The sequence below is a fragment of the Murinocardiopsis flavida genome (assembly GCF_003014485.1).
Classification (GTDB): Bacteria; Actinomycetota; Actinomycetes; order Streptosporangiales; family Streptosporangiaceae; genus Murinocardiopsis; species Murinocardiopsis flavida.
In genome coordinates this window covers 153,864-179,307 of the sequence record NZ_PYGA01000016.1, presented here as the reverse complement: position 1 = coordinate 179,307, position 25,444 = coordinate 153,864, and the positions used below count along the sequence as shown (strand labels likewise).

The 25,444-nt window shown below is 73.3% G+C and carries 24 protein-coding genes; 12 read left to right on the top strand and 12 right to left on the bottom strand.

Features of this window, described 5'->3' with window-relative positions:
• Positions 1 to 5: 5 nt before the first annotated feature.
• The 3 genes from CLV63_RS21915 to gndA all read left to right on the top strand — a co-directional run bounded on the left by CLV63_RS21915 (position 6) and on the right by gndA (position 3,711).
• The gene (locus CLV63_RS21915; RefSeq protein ID WP_245928972.1) at positions 6 to 887 is read left to right on the top strand and encodes a VOC family protein; all 882 of its coding nucleotides are present in this window, start codon (positions 6 to 8) and stop codon (positions 885 to 887) included.
• A gap of 180 nt (positions 888 to 1,067) precedes the next feature.
• Positions 1,068 to 2,006 carry an MBL fold metallo-hydrolase gene (locus CLV63_RS21910; protein WP_245928971.1) on the top strand — a complete coding sequence of 313 codons (939 nt, stop codon included), beginning with the start codon at positions 1,068 to 1,070 and terminating at the stop codon, positions 2,004 to 2,006.
• A gap of 265 nt (positions 2,007 to 2,271) precedes the next feature.
• Positions 2,272 to 3,711 carry an NADP-dependent phosphogluconate dehydrogenase gene (gene gndA / locus CLV63_RS21905; RefSeq protein ID WP_106585041.1) on the top strand — a complete coding sequence of 480 codons (1,440 nt, stop codon included), beginning with the start codon at positions 2,272 to 2,274 and terminating at the stop codon, positions 3,709 to 3,711.
• A gap of 16 nt (positions 3,712 to 3,727) precedes the next feature.
• Here the strand turns inward: gndA and CLV63_RS33685 are convergent, their stop codons facing one another.
• A complete protein-coding gene (locus tag CLV63_RS33685; protein WP_106585040.1) occupies positions 3,728 to 4,873 on the bottom strand; it encodes a pyroglutamyl peptidase in 1,146 nt (381 codons plus the stop codon).
• A 281-nt stretch (positions 4,874 to 5,154) separates the two neighbouring features.
• Here CLV63_RS33685 and amaB point away from each other — a divergent pair, with 281 nt between their 5' ends.
• From amaB to CLV63_RS21885, 3 genes are all read left to right on the top strand, one after another.
• Complete coding sequence (gene amaB / locus CLV63_RS21895) at positions 5,155 to 6,678, top strand: L-piperidine-6-carboxylate dehydrogenase (protein ID WP_106585039.1); 1,524 nt, start codon at positions 5,155 to 5,157, stop codon at positions 6,676 to 6,678.
• Between the two features lie 59 nt (positions 6,679 to 6,737).
• On the top strand, positions 6,738 to 7,220 hold the full coding sequence (locus CLV63_RS21890; protein ID WP_106585038.1) for an N-acetylmuramoyl-L-alanine amidase: 483 nt from the start codon (positions 6,738 to 6,740) through the stop codon (positions 7,218 to 7,220).
• A gap of 441 nt (positions 7,221 to 7,661) precedes the next feature.
• Complete coding sequence (locus CLV63_RS21885; RefSeq protein WP_106585037.1) at positions 7,662 to 8,549, top strand: DUF2268 domain-containing protein; 888 nt, start codon at positions 7,662 to 7,664, stop codon at positions 8,547 to 8,549.
• A gap of 28 nt (positions 8,550 to 8,577) precedes the next feature.
• Here the strand turns inward: CLV63_RS21885 and CLV63_RS21880 are convergent, their stop codons facing one another.
• Complete coding sequence (locus CLV63_RS21880) at positions 8,578 to 9,315, bottom strand: PIG-L deacetylase family protein (protein WP_211301413.1); 738 nt, start codon at positions 9,313 to 9,315, stop codon at positions 8,578 to 8,580.
• A gap of 154 nt (positions 9,316 to 9,469) precedes the next feature.
• Between CLV63_RS21880 and CLV63_RS21875 the strand changes: the two genes are divergently transcribed.
• On the top strand, positions 9,470 to 11,134 hold the full coding sequence (locus CLV63_RS21875; protein WP_106585036.1) for a molybdopterin-dependent oxidoreductase: 1,665 nt from the start codon (positions 9,470 to 9,472) through the stop codon (positions 11,132 to 11,134).
• A 49-nt stretch (positions 11,135 to 11,183) separates the two neighbouring features.
• On the opposite strand, the gene CLV63_RS21870 is transcribed toward CLV63_RS21875, so the two are convergent.
• From CLV63_RS21870 to CLV63_RS21860, 3 genes are all read right to left on the bottom strand, one after another.
• On the bottom strand, positions 11,184 to 11,429 hold the full coding sequence (locus CLV63_RS21870) for a type B 50S ribosomal protein L31 (RefSeq protein ID WP_106585035.1): 246 nt from the start codon (positions 11,427 to 11,429) through the stop codon (positions 11,184 to 11,186).
• Positions 11,430 to 11,459: 30 nt separating this feature from the next.
• Positions 11,460 to 11,621 (bottom strand): 50S ribosomal protein L33, encoded by a 162-nt coding sequence (gene rpmG / locus CLV63_RS21865; protein WP_106585034.1) that lies wholly within the window; start codon positions 11,619 to 11,621, stop codon positions 11,460 to 11,462.
• A gap of 133 nt (positions 11,622 to 11,754) precedes the next feature.
• Positions 11,755 to 13,017, bottom strand: a complete 1,263-nt coding sequence (locus CLV63_RS21860; RefSeq protein ID WP_245928970.1) for a DUF418 domain-containing protein — start codon at positions 13,015 to 13,017, stop codon at positions 11,755 to 11,757.
• A gap of 282 nt (positions 13,018 to 13,299) precedes the next feature.
• Between CLV63_RS21860 and CLV63_RS21855 the strand changes: the two genes are divergently transcribed.
• From CLV63_RS21855 to CLV63_RS21845, 3 genes are all read left to right on the top strand, one after another.
• Positions 13,300 to 13,806 (top strand): MarR family winged helix-turn-helix transcriptional regulator, encoded by a 507-nt coding sequence (locus tag CLV63_RS21855; protein ID WP_106585033.1) that lies wholly within the window; start codon positions 13,300 to 13,302, stop codon positions 13,804 to 13,806.
• Positions 13,803 to 14,225 carry an organic hydroperoxide resistance protein gene (locus CLV63_RS21850; protein ID WP_394339798.1) on the top strand — a complete coding sequence of 141 codons (423 nt, stop codon included), beginning with the start codon at positions 13,803 to 13,805 and terminating at the stop codon, positions 14,223 to 14,225. The genes CLV63_RS21855 and CLV63_RS21850 overlap by 4 nt, the downstream gene beginning before the upstream one ends.
• 204 nt (positions 14,226 to 14,429) lie before the next feature.
• On the top strand, positions 14,430 to 15,398 hold the full coding sequence (locus CLV63_RS21845; protein WP_245928969.1) for an SRPBCC family protein: 969 nt from the start codon (positions 14,430 to 14,432) through the stop codon (positions 15,396 to 15,398).
• A 59-nt stretch (positions 15,399 to 15,457) separates the two neighbouring features.
• Here the strand turns inward: CLV63_RS21845 and CLV63_RS21840 are convergent, their stop codons facing one another.
• From CLV63_RS21840 to CLV63_RS21810, 7 genes are all read right to left on the bottom strand, one after another.
• Entirely contained in the window at positions 15,458 to 16,438 is a 981-nt protein-coding gene (locus CLV63_RS21840; protein WP_106585032.1) for a threonine ammonia-lyase, read from the bottom strand.
• 276 nt (positions 16,439 to 16,714) lie between these two features.
• Positions 16,715 to 17,101, bottom strand: a complete 387-nt coding sequence (locus tag CLV63_RS21835) for a VOC family protein (RefSeq protein WP_106585031.1) — start codon at positions 17,099 to 17,101, stop codon at positions 16,715 to 16,717.
• 114 nt (positions 17,102 to 17,215) lie between these two features.
• On the bottom strand, positions 17,216 to 18,343 hold the full coding sequence (locus tag CLV63_RS21830; RefSeq protein ID WP_106585030.1) for an ARPP-2 domain-containing protein: 1,128 nt from the start codon (positions 18,341 to 18,343) through the stop codon (positions 17,216 to 17,218).
• Entirely contained in the window at positions 18,340 to 19,770 is a 1,431-nt protein-coding gene (locus CLV63_RS21825) for a hypothetical protein (protein WP_106585029.1), read from the bottom strand. Before CLV63_RS21825 ends, CLV63_RS21830 begins: the two co-directional genes overlap by 4 nt.
• Before the next feature lie 475 nt (positions 19,771 to 20,245).
• Positions 20,246 to 20,575 carry an ArsR/SmtB family transcription factor gene (locus CLV63_RS21820; RefSeq protein WP_106585028.1) on the bottom strand — a complete coding sequence of 110 codons (330 nt, stop codon included), beginning with the start codon at positions 20,573 to 20,575 and terminating at the stop codon, positions 20,246 to 20,248.
• A 64-nt stretch (positions 20,576 to 20,639) separates the two neighbouring features.
• Positions 20,640 to 21,038, bottom strand: coding sequence for a DUF3037 domain-containing protein (locus tag CLV63_RS21815; RefSeq protein WP_211301412.1), 399 nt, complete (start codon positions 21,036 to 21,038; stop codon positions 20,640 to 20,642).
• A complete protein-coding gene (locus CLV63_RS21810) occupies positions 21,035 to 21,787 on the bottom strand; it encodes a HipA family kinase (protein WP_211301411.1) in 753 nt (250 codons plus the stop codon). Before CLV63_RS21810 ends, CLV63_RS21815 begins: the two co-directional genes overlap by 4 nt.
• A gap of 454 nt (positions 21,788 to 22,241) precedes the next feature.
• Between CLV63_RS21810 and CLV63_RS21805 the strand changes: the two genes are divergently transcribed.
• Together CLV63_RS21805 and CLV63_RS21800 are read left to right on the top strand one after the other, a co-directional pair.
• Positions 22,242 to 23,435 (top strand): multidrug effflux MFS transporter, encoded by a 1,194-nt coding sequence (locus CLV63_RS21805; RefSeq protein WP_449288804.1) that lies wholly within the window; start codon positions 22,242 to 22,244, stop codon positions 23,433 to 23,435.
• A 146-nt stretch (positions 23,436 to 23,581) separates the two neighbouring features.
• The gene (locus CLV63_RS21800) at positions 23,582 to 25,441 is read left to right on the top strand and encodes an AMP-binding protein (RefSeq protein ID WP_106585026.1); all 1,860 of its coding nucleotides are present in this window, start codon (positions 23,582 to 23,584) and stop codon (positions 25,439 to 25,441) included.
• Positions 25,442 to 25,444: the final 3 nt, after the last annotated feature.

Here is a 25,444-nt window from a genome sequence, read left to right as displayed (position 1 = left end):
CGGATATGACGAATGGGACGGACCTCCTCGACGCCGCCACCTCCATGGGGGCGGTGACCCTGCACGTCGCCGACCTCGACGCGATGACCGCCTTCTACCGCGACGGCGTGGGCCTCGCGGTGCTGTCCCACGGCGGCGGCAACGCGGTGCTGGGGCACGGCGGCGCCCCGGTGGTCGCGCTGCACCACGTCCCCGGCCTCAAGCACGCCCCCGCCGAGCACGCCGGCCTGTTCCACACCGCCGTGCTGTTCGAGCACAGGGCCGACCTCGCCGCCGCCGTGTACTCGGTGGCCCGGCGCCACCCGGCCGCGTTCACCGGCAGCGCCGACCACCTCGTCAGCGAGGCGTTCTACTTCGACGACCCCGAGGGCAACGGGCTGGAGCTGTACTGGGACCGGCCGCGGGAGCAGTGGTCCTGGGACGGCGGGCGCGTCCGGATGGCCTCCCTGCGCCTCGACCCGAACCGCTTCCTGAGCGAGCACCTGGCCGAGCCCGCCGCAGCGGCGCCCGCGCCCGCCGCCGACACCGCGGTGCACGTCGGGCACGTCCACCTCAAGGTCGGCGACGTCGAGACCGCGCGCCGCTTCTACGTCGACGTCCTGGGGTTCGAGGTGACGGCTGCGCCGGGCGGGCAGGCGCTGTTCGTCTCGGCGGGCGGCTACCACCACCACGTCGCCATGAACACCTGGCTGAGCCGGGGAGCGGGCCCCCGCACGCCGGCGCTCGGACTCGGCCAGGTCGTCATCGAGGTGCCCTCGTCCGACGCCGTGGGCGCGGTCGCCGAACGCCTGCGCGGCCACGGCATCGCCTACCGCCACGACGGCGCGGTCCTCACCGCCGACGACCCGTGGGACAACCTCGTCCAGGTGCACACCCCCGCGGCCTGAGGCGGGAACGCGCCGGGCGGCGGCCGCCGTGGTCCGAGTAGTGAATCTACGTTGTAAAGGCAGCGGGTATGATCACTACTCACCGCCCCCGTACCGATTCGGCACCTACAGCGGGGCCCGGCGTGATTCGATGCTCGGACGTGCGGGCCCGCACGGACACCCCCACCTGGAGGCCGACCCGTGATCGAGGAACGGCGGGACCCGCCGCGCACCGGCACACCGGAACTGCACGAGGTCGCCGACGGCGTCTTCGGCTACGTCCAGCCCGACGGCACCTGGTGGGTCAACAACACCGGATTCCTGGTCGACGACCAGGGGGTCGTCAGCATCGACACGTGCGCCACCGAGCGCCGCACCCGCGCCTACCGCGACACCATCGCCGCGGTGACCGACCGGCCCGTGCGCACCGTTGTCAACACGCACCACCACGGCGACCACACCTTCGGCAACTTCGTGTTCGAGGGCGCCGCCATCGTGGCCCACGAGAACACCCGCAGAGGGGTCCTCAACTGGGGCCTGCCGTGGTCCGAGCCGATCTGGACCCCCGTGGACTGGGGAGACGTCCGGCTCGAACCGCCCTTCGTCACCTTCACCGACACCGTGGCGCTGCGCGCGGCGGACCAGCGCTGCGAGGTGCGGCACGTGGGCACCCCCGCCCACACCGACAACGACTCCTTCGTGTGGCTCCCCGACCAGAAGGTGCTGTTCGCCGGGGACCTGCTGTTCAACGGCGGGACCCCGTTCCTGTTGCAGGGCTCGGTCGCCGGCACCATCGAGGTGCTGGAGGGCCTCCTCCCGCGCCTCGGCGCCGAGGTCGTCGTGCCGGGGCACGGCCCGCTGTGCGGGCCGGAGCTGATGGGCGAGGTCGCCGGGTACGCCCGATTCGTGCGCGACAGCGCCGCCGCGTCGCACGCGGCCGGCCTGGCCCCGCTGGCGGCCGCCCGCGAACTGGACCTGGGCGAGTACGCCGGGTGGGGCGACAAGGAGCGCATCGTGGGGAACCTGCACCGCGCCTACGCCGAGATCGACGGCCGCGAGCGTGGAGCGGCCCTCGACTACCCCGCTGTCCTGACCGACATGGTGGCGTTCAACGGCGGCCCGCTGGCCACCTGGGCCTGACCCGCAAGCGCCTGACGAGGACCCGCCCACACCCGCGCGGCATCCTCCGCACGCCCAGCCGAGCCGCCATGCCCCGGGCCCGGGGAGCGGGGCGGGTGCCCGCTGCGATGTGGCCGCGGGCACGGCACCGCTTCAGTCCGGGTATCGGCCCGGAACCCGGGCCGTGTCGCACCGGCGGGCCCGCGGGCGGCTCAGTAGCGTGAGCGCGTGGCGCCGCCGGCCGACGCGCCACGCGCGCCCGTCCGAACGAGGAGCTGGAGTCCCCATGGCAGCGAAAGCGCAGATCGGCGTTACCGGGCTTGCGGTGATGGGCCGCAACCTCGCCCGCAACCTGGCCCGGCACGGCTATACCGTCGCGCTCCACAACCGGACGGCCGCGCGCACCGAGGAGCTGGTGGCGCAGTTCGGCGACGAAGGCGACTTCGTACCCACTACGGGGGCGGCCGACTTCGTCGCGGCGCTGGAGCGCCCGCGCCGCCTGGTCGTCATGGTGAAGGCGGGGGAGCCCACGGACGCCGTCATCGACGAGTTCGCCCCGCTGCTCGACGACGGCGACATGATCATCGACGGCGGCAACGCCCACTTCGCCGACACCCGGCGCCGCGAGGCGGCGCTGCGCGAACGCGGCGTCCACTTCGTGGGGGTCGGGATCTCCGGCGGCGAGGAGGGCGCGCTGAACGGCCCCTCGATCATGCCGGGCGGCTCGGCCGAGGCATACGCCGCGCTCGGCCCGATCCTGGAGGACATCAGCGCCCACGTCGGCGGGGAGCCGTGCGCGGCGCACATCGGCCCCGACGGCGCCGGCCACTTCGTGAAGATGGTGCACAACGGCATCGAGTACGCCGACATGCAGCTCATCGGGGAAGCCTACGACCTGCTGCGCGGCGCAGCGGGGCTGGACCCGGCACAGGTCGCCGACGTGTTCCGGCGCTGGAACACCGGGCGCCTCCAGTCGTATTTGATCGAGATCACCGGCGAGGTGCTGGCGCACACCGACCCCGCCACCGGCGCCCCGTTCGTGGACGTGGTCGCCGACGCCGCGGAGCAGAAGGGCACCGGCCGCTGGACCGTCGTCACGGCGCTGGACCTGGGGGTGCCGGTGAGCGGCATCGCCGAGGCCGTCTTCGCCCGGTCGCTGTCCGGCAACACCGGCCTGCGCGGTGCGGCGCGCGGCCTGGACGGGCCTCGGCCGGCCCCGCTCGGCGGCGCGGCCGCGGCGGCGTTCACCGAGCAGGTCGAGCAGGCGCTGTACGCGTCCAAGATCGTGTCGTACGCGCAGGGGTGGAACATGATCGCCGCGGGCAGCGAGCAGTACGCCTGGGGGATCGACCCGGGCGCGGTGGCGGCGATCTGGCGCGGCGGGTGCATCATCCGCGCCGCGTTCCTCGACCGGATCCGCGCCGCGTACGCCAAGGACCCCGGGCTGGCGACCCTGCTCGCCGATGCGGAGTTCGCGCGCGAGATCGGCGCCGCGCAGCAGGCGTGGCGCGAGGTCGTCGCGACCGCCGCGCGGCTGGGCATCGCCGCGCCGGGGTTCTCCGCCGCGCTCGCCTACTACGACGCGTTGCGGGCCGAGCGGCTGCCCGCGGCGCTCACCCAGGCGCAGCGCGACTACTTCGGCGCGCACACCTACCGGCGGACGGACCGCCCCGGTGTGTTCCACACGGCGTGGGGGCAGGACCGCGCCGAGCACCGGACCGACTGAGCGGCGGCGGGCGGGTTCAGCAGCCGTCGAGCGCCGCGGTGATGATGGCGCGGAGCTGGGCGGTGATGTCGGCGCGGTCGCGTTCGAAGGCGGCGTCGGTGAGCGCGGCGGGGTCGTCGGCGCCGAGGACGAGGCGCGGCGTGTGCACGTGCCCGACGGGGATGGTGCGCCCGGCGCGGTCGCGCAGAGCGGTGTTGCGGTAGGCGAGCTCGTTGGAGAGGTAGTCGCCGCCGCCGCCCCGGCGCGGCGCGGATCCGGGGGTGGGGCCGTCGGCGCGGTCGACGGGCTTGCCCCCGCCGGCGGGCACCTCGGTGACGCCGGTGTGGTGGTGGACCGGGTACCGGCCGCCGGCCTGGTCGATGATCGCGGCGGCGGGCAGGGTGGTGCGGGTCCACTGCGGGGCGGGCGCCGCGGGGTGTGCGGGGTCGGCGGGCGCGGGGGGGATGGGCCCGGCGGCGGTGACGCCTTCGTTGTCGGGGCGGGGGCCGCGCCAGGCGGCGTTGTGGGCCTCGATGTCGAAGCGGCCGTCGCGGCCCTGGCTGACCGTGATGACGGCGTCGGCGGCGCCGGTGTCGGCCGTGTAGTGCGGCAGCAGCAGGTGTTCGGCGATGCCTTCGGTGAAGTCGCGCCAGCGGACCGGGAACAGGGCGGAGCGGACGACGGCCGTGCGGCCGGGGAGGTCCAGTTCGGTGCGGTGCAGGGCGATCGCCGCGGTGCCGGAGGGGTTGGCCGCGCGGGGGTCCTCGGTGAGGCCGAACGGGTCGAAGCCGGTGACGATGACCCGCAGGACGTCTTTGTCGGGTGGGAAGACGAGGTCGTCGTGGCCGCGGGAGGCGTGGTCGAGGCGGCGCAGCAGGGCGTGGCGGGCGTCGTCGGACACCGGGAACGGGGGGTCCCAGCGCCGCAGTGCCGCGGTGAGGGTGAGCCGGGCCCAGTACAGGGGGCGGTCGTCGGGGACGCCGGACTGCTCGCGGGTCGCCTCGACCCAGAGGCGGCGCCCGTGGGAGGTGACGACCTGCTGGGCGCCGTCGAGGTCGCCGGCCCCGGCCAGTTCCGCGGTGAGCAGGCGCTCGGCGGCGGCGAATCCGGAACGGAGCAGGATCGCGCGGGGGACCGCGGTTTCGGCGCGCGATTCCTCGGCGGTGCGGTCGGTGACGTTCACGGGTGGGAGTCCAGTCGGGGTCGGCGGTGTCGGTGGGCGCTGCGCGGGGCTAGGGCGTGTTCTGAAAAGCCGTTTCGGGCTCGCGGCCCTTTCAAAACAGTCCCTAGGTGAGGACGCTGGGGATCCTACCGCCGCTGCCGCGGGCCGGTGCGCGGGGAGGGACGGGCGCGCCGGGCCGGTGGCAGCGGTGCCGGGATGTTCGACCTCGATGACGGTTGGCGGTGGGCGCCGATGGGAACGACACTCCCGCTCACCCGTCCCTCTCAACGGAGAGAGAACCCATGTCCTATCCCACCACTGAGACACTTCGCGATCGCGCGGTCGCCGCGCTGGAGCGGTGCGGGGCCGATCCCGCCGCGTTCGGGGGCGGCGCCGCGGCGCGGTCGCCCATCACGGGTGCGGAGGTGCTGCCCGTGGGCCATGCGTCGGCCGCGGACGCCGATGCGGCGATCGGGCGCGCCGAGGCCGCGTTCCGCGTGTGGCGGACGACGCCGGCGCCGGCGCGCGGGGCGCTGGTGCGCCGTTTCGGCGAGCTGCTGCGCGAGCACAAGTCCGACCTTGCCGACCTGGTGACGATCGAGGTGGGCAAGAGCCGGTCGGAGGCCGCGGGCGAGGTCCAGGAGATGATCGACGTCTGCGAGTTCGCGGTGGGCCTGTCGCGGCAGCTGTACGGGCGCACCATGCCGTCGGAGCGGCCGGGGCACCGGCTGATGGAGACCTGGCATCCGCTGGGCGTGGTGGGGGTCGTGACGGCGTTCAACTTCCCGGTGGCGGTGTGGTCGTGGAACACCGCGGTCGCGCTGGTGTGCGGCAACACCGTTGTGTGGAAGCCGTCGGAGCTCGCGCCGCTCACGGCGCTGGGCTGCCATGCGCTGCTGGCGCGGGCGGCCGCCGAGGCGGGTGCGCCCGCGGATGTGCACCAGGTGGTGCTGGGCGGTGCCGAGGTCGGCGGCCGGCTGGTGGACGACTCCCGGGTGGCGCTGCTCAGCGCCACCGGGTCGGTGCGCATGGGGCGGGAGGTGGGGCCGCGGGTGGCGGCGCGGTTCGGCCGGTCGCTGCTGGAGTTGGGCGGCAACAACGCGGCCGTGGTCACCGACTCCGCGGACCTGGACTTGGCGGTGCGCGGTGTGGTGTTCGCCGCGGCGGGCACGGCGGGGCAGCGCTGTACGAGCCTGCGGCGGCTGATCGTGCATGAGGACGTCGCCGACGCGCTGGTCGACCGGGTCGTGGACGCCTACTCCAAGCTGCGCATCGGTGACCCGTTCGACGATTCGACCCTGGTGGGGCCGCTCATCGGTCCGGGGGCCTATGAGGCGATGCGGGGGGCGCTGCGCCGCGCGGAGGAGGCCGGCGGGACGGTGCTGGTGGGGGGCGGGCGCCGGTTGGCGGAGACCGCTCCGGGCGCCTACTACGCCGAGCCTGCGGTGGTGCGCATGCCGGTGCAGGCGGAGGTGGTGCGCGAGGAGACGTTCGCGCCGATCCTGTACGTGCTGACGTATTCGGACTTCGACGAGGCAGTGGCGCTGCACAACGCGGTGCCGCAGGGCCTGTCGTCGAGCGTGTTCACGCGCGACCAGCGGGAGGCGGAGCGGTTCCTCGCCGCCGACGGCTCCGATTGCGGCATCGTGAACGTCAACATCGGCACGTCGGGTGCCGAGATCGGCGGGGCGTTCGGCGGGGAGAAGGAGACGGGCGGCGGCAGGGAGTCGGGGTCGGACTCCTGGCGGGCCTACATGCGCCGGGCGACGAACACGGTGAACTTCTCCGAGGAGCTGCCGCTGGCGCAGGGGGTGAGCTTCCTGTAGCGGGATGATCTGGCGGATTCGGCTGTGCGGACGGGCGTCCTCGGCGCATCCTGGGTGGCATGGTGAACATAGTCAGCCGCGCCGATTGGGGCGCCCGCAAACCGCGCAACCGCACGACGACCACGTGGTCGTCCCGCACGGAGTTCGTCGTGCACTATTCCGAGGGCCCGACGACCCAGACCCCCCGCCAGATCCAGGACTTCCACATGGACGGCAACGGGTGGAGCGATATCGGCTACAACTTCCTCGTCGCCGCCGACGGCACGGTCTATGAGGGCCGCGGGTGGCTGGTGATCGGGGCGCACGCGTCCAACCACAACACGGCCGGGATCGGGGTGTGCTTCATCGGCCGCGACGGCGATGCCACGGCGGCGGTCCGCGATTCCATCCGGGAGATGTACGAGGAGGCGTTGCGGCTCGGGGAGAACGAGCTCGACAAGTTGGGTCACCGCGATGTGAATTCGACGGACTGCCCGGGCGACGACCTCTATGCGTGGGTGCGCGAGGGGATGCCGGCGAGCGGATCGGGCGGCGCCGCGTGAGGTGTGGGGATGTCAGGCAGCCGCCGCTGGGAGGGGACACGGCGGCGGCTGCCCACGCGAGTCAACTTACCGGCGCGCCGCACACGCTGCTACACGTCTTCGACATGCAGTGAGAGGAAATAACTCGAAAGTTCTGCCGTCGGAGTTTGCGTGAAATTGTCTAAGCGGGATTGCATATCGCGAACACCGTTAGCAGCCGAGTTGGTACGCTGGGTGCGTCCCGGTGTGCAGGGGCATGTCGCCGCGGTCCGGGAGGTCACGCGGCGGCTCTTCACCGCCCACCCCGCTCCACCAGGGGTGGGCGGTCGTCATGGCACCCGCGCGGGCGCGGGGCCGCCCCGCCGCCGGGCACGTCCGGGGCTGTGTCCTGAGCGCGGGAGGTCGCCGAGCGGGCGGTTCCCGGTTGACCCTCCAGCGGCGGGAGTGTTTAGCGTCGCCGCTATGACGATCACCGTTCTCGACAGCCACTCCGCCATGCGGCGGATCCTGCGCGCCCCCGCCGCCGACCGCACGGCCCTGCTGCGCGCGATGCTGGCACCCACAGAGGGGATGTACCGCTTCTTCCCCGGGGACGTCGACCTCGTGGCCGTGCATCAGCAGTCGTCGGGGTTCCCCCTCGACCGCGACGAAGAGCGCTGCCTCGACGCACTCGACGCCCTCGCGGCGGCCGACGCCTGGGGGCGGATGCAGCGCGCGCTCGACCACGCCGCCGACGTGCTGCGCGCGGCGGTACCGGGGCTGGCGGTCCCCGACATCACCGTGCTGGCCGTGCTCGGCGATCCCGGCGACGCCCACTTCATGGGCCCCAGCCTCGGCATGACCGGGTTCGGCGGGATCTCGGGCCACATCGTCATCACGCTGTGGCCCTTCCCCGAGAACCTGGCGCGGCTGGAGGCCACCGCCGCGCACGAGCTCAACCACAACCTGCGCTACAGCCCGGGCGGGGTCGTGTGGGACCCGGCCACCGTCACGGTCGGCGAGCAGGTGGTGTCCGAGGGCCTGGCCGACGCGTTCGCCCGGCAGCTCCACGGCGACGAACTCGGCTACGCCCGCCTCGGCGTTGCCTCCCTGCACGACGACGCGGCCTTCGCCAAGGTGGTGACCGGGCTCGATGTGACCGGCATGCGGAACTTCACGGCCTGGGTGCACGGCGACGCCGGCGCCGAGCGCCTCGGCGTCGCCCCGGTGGGGCTGCCGACCGGGGCCGGGTACGCCGCGGGCAACCGCCTGGTCGACGCCTACCTCGCGGTGACGGGGCAGACGGCCGCCCAGGCCCTGCACGCCGACAGCGCGGCGGTGATCGCCACCGCCCTCGACCGCGCGGCCTGACCCCCGGCTGACCCCTGGGGCGGTGCCGTCAGCCGGAGGGGAACAGTTCGAAGGCGACGGTGCGCGGGCCGTCGGGGTCGCGCGGGTCGCGGGTGACCGCGTCGATCTGCCCGCGGGCCTGCTCGGCCACCGGGAGGGAGCTCAGCGCTTCGAGGTACCGGCGGTGCGCGCTCAGCGACTCGACGGCGAGGTCGGTGAACCCGGTGACGTCGACGCTGTGGGTGGGTTCGGGCGAGGCGGCCGCGGCGACCCAGCGCACGCCGTCCCACGGGGCGAATCCCGCGTCGGCGAGCTCGGGGAAGATCCACTCGTTGGCGGCGTCGGCCACGGCGTCCAGCACGGTGCGGCCCAGGATCCGGTGGTCGGAGCTGTTCCAGTGCCGGGGCGCGAACACGTCGCGGTGGTTCAAGGTGACGACGAGTTCGGGGCGGTGCCGCCGCAGGGCGGCGGCGACGTCGCGGCGCAGCCGCAGGCCGGATTCGAGCCGCCCGTCGGGGTGATCGAGGAACTCCACGTCGGTGACGCCGACGACGGCGGCCGAGGCGCGCTGCTCGGCTTCGCGCAGCGGACCGGACTCCGCGGGCGCCAGGCCGGCGATCCCGGCCTCGCCCCGGGTGGCGAGGACGTAGCGGAGGTCGCGCCCCGCGGCGGTCCAGGCGGCGACGGCGGCCGCCGCCCCGTACTCGATGTCGTCGGGGTGCGCGACGACGACGAGTCCGCGCCGCCAGTCGGTCGGCATCGCGCCGAGTTCGCCGGGCCGTTCCATGGTGGTGTTCCCGTCTCCGGTCGGTGGGCGCGCCGTGCGGCCGCCCGAGGGGCACCTTAGCCCACGGGGGCCGGAATCCCGCGGTCCGCTCGACGCACCGCGCGCCCGCTTCCGGCCGCCGCCGACATACGATCCGGACAACGGAGGAGGCGGCATGGCGGAGAAGTCGGCATCGGGATACGCGCCGGGCGCGCTGGGGCGCGGCGCTGCGGTGGGTCTGCTGACCGCGGGGGTCGCCCTGGCGGCGGCGGAGCTGACGGCGGGGGTGCTGGGCGCGCCGCAGAGCTCGCCGGTGGTGGTCGTCGGCGACGCGGTGGTGCGGTTCAGCCCGCAGTCGCTCAAGGAGTTCGCGATCGCCGCCTTCGGCGTGTACGACAAGGCGGTCCTGATCGGCGGGATCGTGGCGGTCCTCGCGGTGTGCGCCGTGGCGCTGGGCGCGGCGTCGCTGCGCCGTCCCGGACTGGCCCAGGGAGCGATGGCGGTCTTCGCCGCCATCGGCGTCGCCGCGGTGTTCCTGCGGCCGGACTTCGCCCCGCTGTCGCTGCTGCCGCCGCTGCTCGGGGCCGCCGCCGGTGCGCTGGTGGTGGGACCGCTGGCGCGCCGCGCCGCGGCGGCGTCGGCACCGCCCGCGGCGGGGGAGGCACCGGAGCCCGCGGCGGCGGCAGCAGGGGAGGAGTCGGGGTCCGCGGCGGCGGGACCGGCACCGGAGCCCGCGGCGATGGAAGAGGCACCGGATCCCACGGCGGCGTCCGCGACGGCCCGGCGCGGCTTCCTGCTGGCGGGTGCGGGGACCGCCGTCGCCGCGCTGGCGGGCGGCGGCATCGGACGGCTGCTGCTCGCCCGCGCCGACGTCGGCGCGCAGCGCGCCACGGTGCGGCTCCCGGCACCGGCGAAACCGCTGCCGCCGCTGCCCAAGGGCGTCGACCTGCCGATCCGCGGGATCAGCCCGTTCAGCACCCCGACGGCCCGGTTCTACCGCATCGACACCGCGCTGACGGTGCCGCAGCTCGCGCCGGACGAGTGGCGGCTGCGGGTGCACGGCCTCGTCGACCGGCCGGTCGAGCTGGACTTCGCGGAACTGCTCAAGCGCCCCCTGGTCGAGGCGGACGTGACCCTGGCCTGCGTGTCCAACGAGGTCGGCGGCGACCTCGTCGGCAACACCCGGTGGCTGGGGGTGCGCCTGGCGGAGGTGCTGCGCGCGGCCGGTGTGCAGCGGGGCGCCGACCAGCTACTCAGCTCCTCGGCGGACGGGTGGACCTGCGGGACACCGGTCGAGGCCGTGCTGGACGGCCGCGACGCGCTGCTCGCCGTCGCCATGGACGGCGACCCGCTGACACCCGAGCACGGGTTCCCGGTGCGCATGGTGGTGCCGGGCCTGTACGGGTACGTGAGCGCCACCAAGTGGGTGACCGACATCAAGGTCACGCGCTTCGCCGACGAGCGCTCCTACTGGGCGGACCGCGGCTGGGCGGTGGAGGCGCCCATCAAGACGATGTCGCGCATCGACGTGCCGACCTCGCGGGCGGCGGTGGCGGCGGGCACGGTGGCGGTCGCCGGTGTGGCGTGGGCGCAGCGCCGCGGGATCGAGGCGGTGCAGGCCCGCGTGGACAGCGGGGAGTGGCGCGACGCGGAGCTCGCCGAGGTGCCGGGGATCGACACGTGGCGCCAGTGGACCTGGGAGTGGGACGCCGAGCCCGGGCCGCACACCCTCCAGGTGCGGGCCGTCGACACGTCGGGGCGCCCGCAGACCGGCGCGGCGGCCGATCCCATCCCCAACGGCGCGTCCGGGTGGCACACGGTTCGGGTCGAGGTGGAATGAGGGCGCGCCGCACGGCGGCGGCCGTGCGGCGCGGCGGTGGTGCCGCGGGTCAGGACCCGGCGTAGCGGCGGCGGAACCGCTCGACCCGGCCGGCGGTGTCGATGACGCGGCCCTTGCCGGTGTAGAACGGGTGGCTGGCTGCGGAGATCTCCACGTCGATGACGGGGTAGGTGCGGCCGTCCTCCCATTCGACGGTGTTCGTCGAGGTCGCGGTCGACCGGGTGAGGATCGCGAAGTCGGCGCCGCGGTCGCGGAAGACGACCGGGCGGTAGTCGGGGTGGATGCCGTTCTTCATTGCGGGGTGCTCCTGTCGGGTCGGTGCCGGTCAGCGCTGTTCGCGGAACTCGGTGTGGCCGCGCAGCACGGGGTCGTACTTGCGCAGGACGAGCCGGTCGGGCGTGTTCCGGCGGTTCTTGCGGGTGGCGTAGGTGTAGCCGGTGGCGGCGGACCGCAGCCGGACGATCGGGCGGAGTTCACTGCGTGCCACAGGGCCTCCTCGGGTGGCGGACGGGTGCGCTTCGTGATGCTGGGAACACAATGATAACTGTTTTCATTCCCAGCTGCCGTTGCCGCGGCCGGCCGCCGCACGGGCGCCCGGCGGCGGCAACGGCAGCGCCTGCCTAGGACGTCCCGGCGGCGCGCGTCCGGCGGGCCGACGGGCGGTAGGTCAGTCGGCGCAGCAGGGTCTCCGCCGGGCCGCGCACGCCCGCGCGGTCCATCAGCAGCGCCGCCGCCACGGTGGCCGCCCAGGTGGCGATGGCGACGAGCGCCGCCGACCAGCTCGACAGGTGCACACCCAGCCCCAGGCCCCAGGCCGCCAGGAACGGGGCGAACACCAGCGACTGGGCGAGGTAGCCGCTGAGGGAGCGGCGGCCCAGTGCCACCAGCGCCCGGACCGGCAGCAGGCCCCGGGCCCCGCGCGTGCCGATGCGGTGCGCGATGAGGCCGAAGAGCGCGGCGTAGCCGACCCCGGTGAAGATGCCGGTGTAGAAGTGCACCGTGGTGAGCACCGCCTCGTAGCCGATGTCGACGGCGCCCACGTGCTGGAGGGCGAGCACCGCTCCCGAGGCCCACCCGATGGAGATTCCGGCGACGGCGACCCGGCGCAGCAGCGGCAGGTGGCGCGCCGGCTCCTCCAGGATCCGGTGCCGCGCCGCGAGGAGGCCGATCAGGAACGCGGTCGGCAGTGCGAGCGTGGCCACGCCGCTGACCAGCGCGAACACCCAGGTGGGGAAGCGGATCGCGGCGGACGCCAGGTAGCCGGTCTCGGCGATGCTGAGCCGTTGCAGGTCGGCCGCCGCCGTCGCGGACTCCGCCGTGGGTGCCAGGGCCGCCGAGGCGATCGTGACGGCGCTGATCAGGGCCCCCGCGACCAGGAGGACGACGATCCAGATCTTGAGGGTGCGGTCGCTGCGGTTGAAGAACAGCGGCATCATGATGAGGCCGATCAGGCCGTAGGTCCCCAGGATGTCGCCCTGCCACAGCAGGAGGGCGTGCACCGCGCCGAAGGCGAGCAGCCACAGGTGGCGCCGGCGCAGGCGCCGGCGGGCGTCCGCCGCGCGCGTCCCGCCCGCCCTCTGCCGGGCGTACATCTGACCGATGCCGTAGGCGAAGAGGAAGCCGAACATGGTGTGCGTCCGGGCGTCCACGACGATCAGGGTGAGGGCCTGGGCGATCCGGTCGGCGAGGGAGCCGTCGGCGGGGTGCAGCAGTGCCAAGCCGGTGGGCGCGTCGTAGATGAACCACGGCACATGGGCCAGCGCGATCAGCAGCAGCATCATGCCGCGGGCGAGGTCGGGTGCGAGGACGCGTTCGGCGACCGGCGTCGAACGCACCGCGGTCCCGGTGTTCGAGAGCGGTTCGCCGGTAGGGGCGGTCGTCATGGCGGTGGTCTCCTGGTTCGCCTGTGCGGCGATCGGCGGTTCGGGGGTGCGGGGATCGGGCGCCGCGCTCGGTCGCGGCGGCGCTCCGGGCCCATGACGCCACCGTCGCCCATCGGGGCCGCCCTCGGGCAGTGGGACCGCGTCACCGTTCCGACGTGACGAATGTGCGGGTGAACCCGTGACGTGGTGGCACTGGCGGACGCGCCGCGCCCAAAGTCGGTTGTGCGCAATTAAGTTGTGCTACGCTCATTTGCGGAGCACGGAGAGCACGAGGAGGAGCGCATGGACCGACCCGGCGACGACCTCGCGCTCGACCGCCAGCTCTGCTTCGCCGTCTACGCCGCATCCCGCGCGTTCACCGGGCTCTACCGCGAGCTGCTCGCCGGTCTCGGGCTCACCTATCCGCAGTACCTCGTGATGCTGGTCCTGTGGGAGCGCGAACCCGTGGCGGTGCGCGAACTCGGCGAGGCGCTGCGGCTCGACTCCGGCACCCTGTCGCCGCTGCTGCGGCGGCTCGACACCGCGGGCCTGGTGCGTCGGGTCCGCTCCGCGGCCGACGAGCGCGTCGTGGAGATCGCGCTGACCGCCGAGGGCCGTACCCTGCGCGGCGAAGCGGAGCGCGTCCCCGACGCCGTGCTCGCCGCGACGGGCCTCACCCTGGGCGAAGCCGACGAGCTGCGCGTGCGGCTCGACCGGATCACCGCGTCGGCGGCCGATGCGACCGCCCGGCTGCGCGCGGAGGCCGGTGACCGCAGCCCCACCGAAGTCCACCAGAGGAAGAGGTCGTGACCATGCCAGTCGTCTACACCGCCAACGCCACCGCCGAAGGCGCCGGCCGCCAGGGCAAGGGCTACACCGACGACGAGCGGCTCACCGTCGACCTGTCGGTGCCCAAGGGGATGGGCGGCGACGACGGCCCGGGGACCAACCCCGAGCAGCTCTTCGCCATCGGCTACGCCGCCTGCTTCCACGGCGCGCTGAAGAACGTCGTCCGCCAGGCCGGTGCCGACGCCGCGCAGTCGTCCGTGCACGCCGAGGTCAGCGTCATCAAGAGCGACGGCTTCGGCCTCGCCGTGAAGCTCGTGGCGTCCCTGCCGGGCCTCGACCAGGCCCAGGCCACCGAGCTGGTGGAGAAGGCGCACCAGGTCTGCCCCTACTCCAAGGCCACCCGCGGCAACATCGAGGTCGAGGTCTCGGCCACGGTGTGACCGCGCCCTGAGCGGTGGCCCGGACACCAGGGGGGGCCGGGCCACCGCACCTCCCGCACCGCGTCGGCGCCGCCGGCGCGGTGCGGGGCCGATGGAGACCCCCGCCACCCATTGATGCACTTGCAGGCATATAGCCGTTCAGGTATTTTCGGGTCCCGGGTGGACGGCCGCCGCCACCCGCCCGACCCGGCGAAGGGACCCCTCGTGGACGAGGCGCCAGCGACCATGCAGATCACGGACGGCCGACCGGTGCTGCGGTTCGAACGCCGCTTCGCGCACCCGCGGCAGACCGTCTGGCGCGCCATCACCGACCCCGCCGAGATGCGCCACTGGTTCCCCGCCGTCCTGCACGCCGAGCAGCGCGTCGGCGCGCCCATCCGCTTCGTCTTCGAGGACGCCGACCCCGACGAGGAGGCCCTGCACGAGGACGGCGAGATCCTCGAACTCGACCCGCTCAAGGTGTTCTCCTTCTCCTGGGACGACTCCGTCCTGCGCTTCGAGCTGCTGCCCGACGGGCCGGGCTGCCGACTGGTGTTCACCCACGCCCTCGGCGGCTCGGGGACCTGGGGCGACCGCGCCTCCGCTGCCCGCCAGGCCGCGGGCTGGCACGGCTGCCTGCGCGCGCTCGACGCCCGGCTCGACGGGCGCACCGAGTCCTTCGAAGGCACCTGGTGGTTCGCGCTGGCCGAGCAGTACATCGAGGACTTCGGCCTGGCCGAGGGCACCGTCACCGAAGGCGGCGACGGGTACGTGGTGCGCTTCGAGCGCGACTTCGTGCAGAGCCCGGAGGAGGTGTGGGGGTTCCTCACCGAAGGCGACGAACCCGCCCTCGGGCAGGCGCCGCCCATCACGTTCACCCACGGCTACCAGACCCCCGGCACGGTGACCGCCCTGGAGCCCGCCCGGGTCCTGGAGTACACCTGGCTCGGCGGCGACGGCGCCCCGGCGGGGCGGGTGCGCTACGACCTGGCCGTCCAGGACCCGATCGGCTGCCGCATGGTGGTCACCCAGACGGTCCCCGCCGACGCGGCCGACGTCGTGCCGGTCGCGCTCGCCGCCGGCCAGGTCCTGCTGGAGGTGCTCTTCGCCGCGGTCCACGGCGACGTCCGCTGCCCATGGCCCGAAGAGCGCACCGAGGAGCTGCGCCGCGGGTACGCGGCCCGCCTCGCCTGAGGCCGCTCCCGGGCGTCCCGGAGCTCGGTGGGGACGGGCCGGCCAGGGTCCTGCGATCGTCACGACCCGTGGACGGGAGCCGTGCCGACCCAGCGGTGGTAGGCGTCCATGTCGACGTTGCTTCCGCACACGATGGTGACGATGTGTCGGCCGGCGAAGCGGTCACGGTCTTCGAGGATCGCGGCGATGCCGAGCGCGGCCGACGGCTCGACGATGAGGCCGGCCTGGTCGAGGAGTACTCGCATGGCGGCGGTGATCGACGCCTCGTGCACCAGGACGGCATCGTCGGCGACCAGGAGGAGGTCGTTCAGAACGGCGGGGATGGGACGCCGGCCGGCGACGCCGTCGGCGATGGTGTGGGTGGAGTCGGTGGTGACGACGCGCCGCTGGTGCCAGGAACGCGTCATCGCCGGAGCGCCCCGCGGCTGGACGCAGATCACCTCGACTCCGGGTGCCAATGCCTTCACCACATGGCCCACGCCGGTGGCCAGTGCCCCGCCGCCCAGAGCGATCAGGACGGCGTCGAACGGCGGTGCGGCCTCGACCAGTTCCAGGCCGATGGTCGCCGCGCCCTCGCAGGTCTCGATGTCCAGGCTGTCCTCGACCAGGCGGATGCCGTCGCGGCGCGCGATGGCCGCGGCCCGTTCGCGCGCCGTTTCGTGGTCGCCGTCCACCAGTTCCAACCTGGCGTCCAGCGCGCGGATGCGGTCGAGTTTTGCCGCGGTAGCGGAGCGGGATGCCACGACGGTGACGTCGAGGTCTCGGCCGCGCCCGGACCAGGCGAGGGCTTGGCCGAGGTTGCCCGCGCTGGCGCACACCGCAGCTTGCGGGCCGTGGTCGACGAGTCGGCTCGCGACGAGCTCGGTGCCGCGGGCCTTGAAGCTGCGGACCGGGTTGGCTGTTTCGAGCTTGATGCTCACCGTGCAACCGAGTTCGGGCTCCAGCGCCTCGCAGCGGTACAGAGGAGTGTCGAGGAACATCGGGTCGATGACCCGGTGCACCGCCCGGATCCGGGCAGTGTCGAGGCGGGTCTGTTGCATGACACAGCATCGTAGGGCCGCCGGCGCCACGTCGGGGCTTGAGCAGCAACCGAACGGCCAGTGGCGTTACTCAGGGCTCGTTCGGCAGTGAAGGGCGGGGGATTGCGCCCCGCCCTTCACTGTGCCTGGTGTTGATGATTCTGATCGCCGTCCCCCCGGTTGAGTCAGCCGCAGGTGTTGTCCGAACACGTCGGCGGACGTCGCAGCCTCCCATTGATGCCACCACCGGGGCCCGGCGGCGGCCGTCGGGGTCGCGGAGCGGCGGCCGGGCCGCCGTCAGTCCGCCCGACCGAGGCAGAACTCGTTGCCTTCGGGGTCGGCCAGGACGACGGGGTCCAGGTGGCGGGCGTGAACGGTCGCGCCGAGACCGGTCAGGCGGCGGATCTCCGCCTCCAGGTCCACCGCGAGCAGGTCCAGGTGCACGCGGTTCTTCACCCGCTTGGCCTCGGGCACGCGCTGGAACCACAGCCGCGGCCCGCCGCCCGCCGGCTCCACGAGAACGGTCGGGTCGTCCTCGGTGCTGGTGATGCCCAGGGCGCGCAGCCGCGCGAGCTCCTCGTCGTCGTAGGGGGCCACGGCGTAGCCGTCCAGGGCCGCCGCCCAGAAGCGGGCCGCGGCAGCGGGGTGGGAGCAGTCGAAGACGATGTCGTGCAGGCGCGCCATCCGCCCATCATCGGCGCCGGGCCCGCGGGCTGTCACGCGGTTTCGGCCCGGCCCCGCCCGCCCAGCGGCGTCCCCTCGTCCCGGTCGACCGGGCCGGGACGAGGGCCGTCCCGGTCAACGGCGGCGGGCGAATCGGTCGCGGAGGTCGCGGCGGAGGAGGTTGCCGAACCCGAGCCGGTCGAGGCGGGCCACGAGGCCGCCGCGGTCGGTGCCCAAGGCGTCGGCCGCGGCGTCGAGCCGCCAGTCGTGCGCCGCGAGGGCCGCCAGGACGTAGCCCCGCTTCACCTGGTTCTCGGAGAGGCGGAAGGTCTTGAGGTAGGCGACGGTGCCGTCGGCGGCGACGATCCGCTCGCCGATGTGGTTCTCGGCCTTGGGGCGGAACGGCGGCAGGAAGCGCTCCAGCCGGTAGTTCCCCGCGGAGTAGACGTGGTCGACGGTGTGCTCGTCGGTGATGCGCAGCGACCCGGCCATGAGGGTGTCGTGGAACTCCGCCCAGGCCCGGCGCTGCTCGGCCAGGACGGCGCGCAGGTCGGCGATGCCGCCGACGCGGCGGTGGTCGAACGGGGTGTGCAGCGGCGCGGCGCGGGGGCCGAGCAGCCCGTTGACGAAGACGAGTTCGCCGTACATGTCGAGGAGCAGGGTCGGGTGCAGGGCGCGGTAGTCGTCGGGGTGCGGGACGGCGAACGCGGTCGCGGGGGAGTCGCCTACGTACACGACCACGCCGCACTGGCCGGGGAGGATCTCGAAGACGCGGAGGGCCTCCTCCAGGTCGGCGATGTGGTGCCCCGAATAGGAGCGCTCGGCGCGCGGCGACAGACCGGCGCGGACCGCCTGCTTGGACCATTCGGGCCAGACGACGCTCGGCCCGCCGAAGTGCAGGGCGAGGTAGCCCTCCATGGCCAGGTGCAGGGGCAGGAAGCGCAGCCGCGAGCGGGCCTCGCGCTGCACGAAGCGCTGGTGGACGCGGATGGTGACGGCGTCCGGCGCGGTGCCGGAGTCGATGATCTGGGTGCCGAACGCCGCGGCGGGCGCGCCGCCTGCCGCCCACGTGGCGACGTAGGCGTGCGGCACGTAGGCGAGGTAGGGGCCGCCGTCGCGGGTGCGGCTGACCGTGAGGTCGGCGTCGTCGATCCGGGCGTGCAGCCGCAGGTCGGTGATCGGCTCGTCGCGGATCAGGGGGACGAGCCGGATGCCGCCCCACACCTGGGCGGCGGCGGTGCGCAGGCCGGGCAGGGGGCTCACCGGGGGTCTCCGCTGTCGGCGAGGTAGCGCTCCACCTGGTCGGCGAGGTGGCTGCGCAGGTCGTGGAGGCCGGAGGTGCCTTCGGCGAACCGCGCGAGCCCGACCAGCGCGGGCAGGTTCTCGGCGGCGCGGATGCCCACGGTGGGGATGGCGGGGGAGAGGCGGACGGGGGTGAACTCCTCGGCGTCGAAGACGGGGTTGAGGTGGGTGACGCTGGTGGCGCGGCCGGGGTCGACGCGGTGCCGCCAGGCGCTGAGGACCGACGCGCACACGTCCGGGGTGTCGTCGTGGCCGTCGGAGACGACGATGAGCCGCGGGGGAGCGGTCTCCAGCGCGTCGAGGACGCGTTCGGCCAGCGGGCTCGACCCGCGGGGGTAGGCCATCAGGGGGTCGGTGCGGCCCGACACCCAGTGGCTGGTGTGGCGCTCGGCCAGCGCGTCGAGGAGGTAGTGGCAGGCGAGCGCGACCGCGAGCGGGCGGCGGCGCTTGGCGGGGGAGCCGAACGAGGAGTAGCTGTCGTCGAGGACGGCGGCGGTGCGGCCCCACGTTCCGGCGCGGCGGCCGGCCGCGGTGCGCGCTGCGGCGGCGAGCGCGCCGGTGAGTTCGCCGCGGCGCCGGGCGCGCTCGTCCAGGTCGAGGGAGAGCACGTAGCCCGCGAGCCGGGTGAGGGGGACCCGGTGCAGGTCGACGCGGAGGGCCGGCGCGTCGGCCCGCGCGGCGGCGGATTGCAGGCGCAGCGCCTCGCCGCGGGTGGCGGCGGGGGCGATGGCGCGCAGGAAGTCGGTGCGCGCGATGCCGTGCTTGGCGGCGAAGCCCTCGGCGACGGTGAGGGGGAGGTCGTAGAGGGCGCTTGCGCTGTAGTGGGCGCGGCGCCAGGTCTCCAGCAGGGGGGTGTCATAGCGGGCCGGGCGCAGCGGGTCGTAGAGGAAGGTGCCGTACTCGCCGGGCAGGCGCAGGTGGGCGTGGCGGGTGGCGGCCTTGAGCGCGGCGCGATACTTCACGGCGTCCAGTGCGGGGTCGGGCCGGGCGGCGCGGTAGTCGCGGATGATCGCGCGGGTGCGGCGGTTGTTGACGCGGTCGCGCTGGAGCGCGTGGAAGAGCTTGTAGGCGCGCTGCGGGGGGAGCCCGCGGAGGCGCCGGTCGATGAGGGGGCGTTCGGCGCGGCGCTGCTGGGGGGTGGCCTGGGCGGAGGTGGCGAGCAGGGTGTGGATGATCGTGGCGGCGTTGTGGTCGTTGATGTCGATGGCGAGCATCGCGGTGTAGACGTCGCGGTAGTTGCCGCACACGTAGTCGTGCAGGAAGCGCAGGCCGAAGCGTTGTGCGGCGGCGGTGGAGCGGAACTCGCGCTGCCCGGTGCCGGCGATGGCGGCGTTGGCGAACATGACGATGTCTTCGCAGGCGAGGAGGTCGGCGAAGGTGTCGGTCATGCGGGCTCCTGCGGGGCGGGTGCGGGGCCGGCCGGGGAGTGGGGGCGCGAGCTGCAAACTGTCGCTTAATAGGCGGTGTCCGGAAGTCGCACCGGAGTCCCGCGGCCAGCCTGGGGCAACGCTAGCAAGGGCCGGGGACGGGCGGCACCGGCTTTTCGGTCCGAATACCGGCCCGGCCGCCATCTTATGAATCTACATTGTAAAGGTGGCGATACTGTGCACTGCACAGCAGAACAGCAAAGACCAATTCGAGCGGCAAGCCGCCCGACCTCCTATAACGCCGCCATGGCAGGCGTTGAGAGCGGGGCGGGAAGATGCGCCGACCGGTGTATCGCGTCGTTTAGTGACAGCGGGGGTTTCGGTCGGCGCGGACGTGCGGGTGTCGGGGGCGGCGCGCGCCCATCTGGTGCCGGTCACGCGGAGGCGGCCCGGACCCGGGCGCGCGGGTGAGCGGCGGCGCGGGTGCGCTCGCGGGTCAGCCGGATTCCTCGGATCCCTCGGAGTCCATGGTGTCGAGGTGGCGTTCGAGGAGGTCGAGGTGGTCGTTCCACAGCCGGCGGTAGGGCGTGAGCCACGCGTCGATGTCGGCGAGCGGGGCGGGGCGCAGTTCGTACCAGCGCCGCTGTGCGTCGGCGCGCACGTGGACGAACCCGGCTTCGCGCAGGACGCGCAGGTGCTTGGAGGTGCCGGGTTGGGTGATGCCGAGTTCCCTGCTGATCTCGCCGACGAGGCGCGGGCGCTCCAGGAGGAGGTCGAGGATGCGCCTGCGGGCGGGTTCGGCGAGCACGGTGAAGGGTTCGGGCACGCCTTTAATATACCAAGGCGCGCATATGCGCTTCAGGGCCGTGTGCGCCGCGTGTGCGGGCGGTTCAGCCGGTCGGCAGGACGAGGACGCGCAGGAGCCGCCGGAGTTCGGCCGCGGGGTCGGCGGTGAGCCCGGTGTGGATGGGGCCGGCCTGCACGATGGTGCTGCGGGGGGCGGTGAGCCAGCGGAAGCGGCGTCCCTGGTCGGCGTCGCAGGCGGCGCTCTGGCCGGGCTCGCCGCGGCACACGGTGCTGATGGCGTCGAGGGCCGCGCGGATGCCGTCGGCGTCGGCGGCGGTGTCGAGGGCGTGCAGGCGGTGGGTGTCGAGGTGGTGCAGTGCGGCGAGGTAGTCGTGGCTCTGGGAGTAGAGGATGACGCCGGCGTTGATCTGCTCGCCGCGTTCGATGCGCGGGATGACGCGCAGTGCGGCGTACTCGTAGGGGGTGCGGGGGGCGGCGGTCACGGGGTCACCTCGGGCAGCCAGGAGCGGTCGGCGGCGCGGGCGCTGAGGTGGTTTAGGTAGGCGTCGCGCACGTGCTGAGGGCCGGTGAACCCGGGTTCGTCGGTGAGCCACTCGTCGGGGACGAGGTCGATGGCCTCGGTGAGGAGTGCGGGGGTGAGCCGGGGGGCGAGGTCGGTGTCGGCGGCGGCGAGGTCGGGGTGGGCGTGCGCCATGACGTGGTCGGATGCGTCGTAGGGCTTGGTGGGTGCGGGGGTGCGTGCCCAGTTGTGGTGGAAGATCAGGGTCGCGCCGTGGTCGATGAGGTAGGGCTCGCGGTGCCAGAGGAGCATGTTGGGGTTGCGCCAGGAGCGGTCGACGTTGCCGACGAAGGCGTCGAAGAAGAGGATGCGGCCGGCGAGGCGGGGGTCGATGCCGTGGGTGAGGGGGTCGTAGCCGAGGGCGCGGGGGAGGAAGTCCATGGCGAGGTTGCGGCCGGCGCTGGCTTTGAGGAGTTCTTGGACTTCTTCGTCGGGTTCGGCGCGGGCGATGAGGGGGTCGATGGTGATGAGTGCGAGGTCGGGGACCGGGAGGTCGAGGCGGCGGGCGAGTTCGCCGGAGATGATCTCGGCGATGAGGGCTTTGCGGCCCTGGCCGGCGCCGTGGAATTTGGCGACGTAGGTGCCGTCGTCGTCGGCTTCGACGATGCCGGGTAGTGAGCCGCCTTCGCGCAGGGGTGTGACGTAGCGGGTGGCGGTGACCTCGGTGAGCACGGGGTTCAGCTTAGGGCCTGCGGGGTGCGGCCGGTGCGGCTGGCGGTGTCGCCCGGCGCCGGGCCGTGCCGCACACCCCCGTGGTCCTGCTCGGCGGGGTCGTGGGATCGCCGTCGCACGGGTTACGTCAATGGCGTTGAGGGCTGTGATGGGTTCGTGTCCGTGGTCGTGCAGTTCGGGTTGTGGCGCGGAGTGGGGTCCCCTTTGTCAAAGGGGTTTCCGGGTTTTTCGAGGTAACGGACATCACGGTGGGATTTCGGTGGTTTGGGGATTTCGGGTGGGGTGTTGGGGTGTTGGCTTGATGTGGTGGCGGGGTCATGGGTTGTCTTCCGTTGCTTTCGCTTGCTTTTCATTTCCGTGAAGGAGTCCTGTGTCCTCCCCTGTCCTGTCTCGTTCCGCTGCCCGGGGTGCCGGCCGTGCCGATGCGGGTGCGCCGCCGCGGTCGCGGCGCGCTGTGGCGTTGTTGGTGTTGGTGCTGGGGACGCTGACGGCGACCGGCCCGTTGGCGACTGACCTGTATCTGCCTGCGTTTCCGCAGATCGCGGCGGATTTGGGGGCGTCTGAGGCGCAGGTGGCGCTGACGCTGACGGCGATCATGGTGGGGATGGGCGCGGGGCAGTTGCTCATCGGGCCGATGAGTGATGCGTGGGGGCGTCGTACTCCGTTGTTGATCGGGGTGGCGGTGTTCACGGTGGCGTCGTTGGCGTGTGTGTTGGTGCCGTCGGCGCCGGTGTTTGTGGGTTTGCGGTTTGTGCAGGGTGTGGCGGGTGCCGCGGGTGCGGTGATTTCGCGTGCTGTGGTGCGGGATTTGTTCGACGGTGATGGGGCTGCGCGGTTCTTTTCGCGGTTGATGCTGGTGACGGGGTTGGCGCCGATGTTGGGGCCGATTCTTGGCGGGCAGTTGCTGCTGGTGGGTCCGTGGCAGTTGAGTTTTGTGGTGTTGGGTGCGGTTTCCGCGGTGAGTTTCGTGGTGGTGCTGTTGTGGCTGCCGGAGAGCCTGCCGCGGGAGCAGCGTCAGGCGCGGGGTGCGCGGCAGTTGGGGTCGACGTTGGTGATGCTGCTGCGTGATGCGCGGTTCATTGGTCCGACGCTGACGTTGGCGTTGAGTTTCGCGATGATGTTCACCTACATTTCGGCGTTCTCGTTCGTGTCGCAGAACGAGTTCGGTGCGAGTCCGCAGCAGTTCAGTTGGATGTTCGCGGTGAACACGGTGGGGATGATCGCGGGGACGCAGGTGAATGCGGCGCTGATCGGTCGGGTGTCGACGCCGCGGCGGTTGGCTGCGGGGTTGGCGGGTGCGTTGTCGGCGGTGGCCGTGCTGGGTGTGCTGTGGGGTACCGGGTGGGCGAGCCTGGTGTCGTTGACGGCGGTGTTCTGTTTCATGATGTTCAGCGTGGGGTTCGTGTTCCCGAATGCGACGACGTTGGCGATTTCGTCGCAGCCGCGTTCGGTGGCGGGGACGGCGTCGGCGCTGGTGGGTTCGTTGCAGTTCGCGGTGGGCGGGGGTTTGGCCGCGATGGCGGGGTTGACGGCGAGTGGTCAGCCGAGTCTGGGGTCGATGGTGGTGGTGATGGCGTCGACCGGTGTGGTTGCGGTGGCGGTGTTCGCGGGTGTGGCGGCGCGGGTGCGCCATGTGGCGGCGCGTTGATCGGCGGGCTGGTGGGCGGGGTTCGCCCGGGTGCGGGATTGGGTGTGCGGTAGGGCAGAATCGGGTGATCTGCTTGTCGGCGGGGCGGTCGGGGTAGCTGGGGGGCGCCTCGGCCGTCCCCTCGCTGTTGTTGAGGAGTGGGCTCGATGCCGCAGCCTGATGCGTCCGGGGTTCTGGGTCTGGGCGATCTGCCGTATGTCAATGCTCAGGCGGCGTCGGGTGCGGCGGCGTTCGCGCGGTGGGAGGACGGCGAGGACGGCGCGGGGTGGGTCGATGTGTCGTGGTCGCGGTTTCTGCGTGATGTGACGGCGTTGGCGAAGGGGTTCATCGCGGCGGGGATCGCGCCGGGCGACCGTGTGGTGCTGGTGTGTTCGACCCGGTATGAGTGGCCGGTGGTGGCGTTCGCGGTGTGGGCGGTGCGGGGTGTGCTGGTTCCGGTGCATTCGGGGTGTTCGGGGGCCCGGTTGCATCGGATCCTGTTGGATTGCCGTCCGGCGCGGGTGATTGTGGAGTCGCGTCGCCATGCGGGTGTGGTGGCGGTGGCGGGGCGTGAGTTGCCGGAGTTGGGGCGCAGTCCGGTGCTGGGTGAGCGGGGCCCGGGGGAGTTGGAGCAGGTGGTGCGGACGGGTGCGTATATGGATCCGTCGGCGGTGTTGTTGCGGCGTGAGGAGACGTCGCGGAGTGATCCTGCGGCGATCGTGTACCCGGTGACGACGGCGGGTGGGGAGCTGGGCGCGGTGTTCACGCATGGGAGTCTGCTGGCGGCGGCGGAGTCGGCGGTGCGTGCGGTGGGGCCGATGGTGGAGGGGGTGGCGGAGCCGGACGCGCTGTTGGGGTTGCCGTTGGCGGGGACGTTCGGGCATTCGGTGCTGTTGGCGTGTGTGGTGGCGCGGGTGCGGGTGGGGTTGGCGTCGAGGGGTGTGCGGTCGCGGTTGGCGGAGGTGCGGTCGTTCGGTCCGCGGGTGCTGGTGTGTACGCCGGGGTTGTTGGAGGCGGTGTATGCGGCGGAGTTGGCGCAGGCGCGGGAGGAGGGCTCCGATGTGCTGCACACGTTCACGAATGCGGTGCGGCATGCGGTGGAGTTCGACCGTGATGGGCGCGGGGGTGCGTGGCGGCGGTTCTCGCGGCGGATGTACGAGTGGGCGTTCGTGCGGGTGCGGGAGGAGCTGGGCGGGCGTGTGGCGTTCGCGGTGTGTGCGGGGGGTGAGTTGGCGCCGCGGTTGACGCATTTCTACGGGGGTGCGGGTGTGCCGGTGGTGCAGGCGTTCGGTGTGGTGCGGGCGGGGGGCGCGGTCACGTTCAACGTGGGGGCGAACCGGCGGGTGGGCACGGTGGGGCGGCCGGCGCCGGGGATGGAGGTGCGGTTGTCGCGCCAGGGTGAGGTGCATGTGCGGGGCGCGTCGGTGTTCTCGGGGTATTTTCGGGCGCCGGAGGCGAGTGAGCGGGCGTTTCGGCAGGGCTGGTTGGCGACGGGGGTCGTGGGGAGCCTGGACGACGCGGGGTTTTTGACGGTGGGGGCGGCTGCGGGCGGGGGGCCTGGGCCGGGGCGGGGTCCGGCGACCGGCGGGGTGCCTGCCGTTCCGGCCGCTGCCGCTGCTGCGGTGGATCCGGTGGCGGTGTTGGAGGCGGCGCTGGTGGCGCATCCGTTGATCGCGCAGGCGCTGGTGATGGTGCGGGGGCGGCCGTGTGCGGGGGCGTTGGTGATGTTGGGCCGCGACCAGGTGGAGTATTGGCGGTTGGTGAACGGGCGGCCGTTGTCGATGCCGTTGGAGGAGGTCGCGGCGGAGCCGGCGTTGCACGGTGAGGTGGCTGCGGCGGTGCGGGCGGCGAACGCCAAGGTGGATGCGGAGGCCGCGATCCGGGTGTTCCATGTGCTGCCGGAGGAGTTCGGGGTGCATAGCGGGTTGGTGTCGGCGTCGGGGGGGTTGCGCCGGGCGGAGGTGGAGCGGGCGTTCGCCGAGGAGATCGACGCGATGTATCGGGGGGCGGCGGGGCCGCCGCGGTGAGGG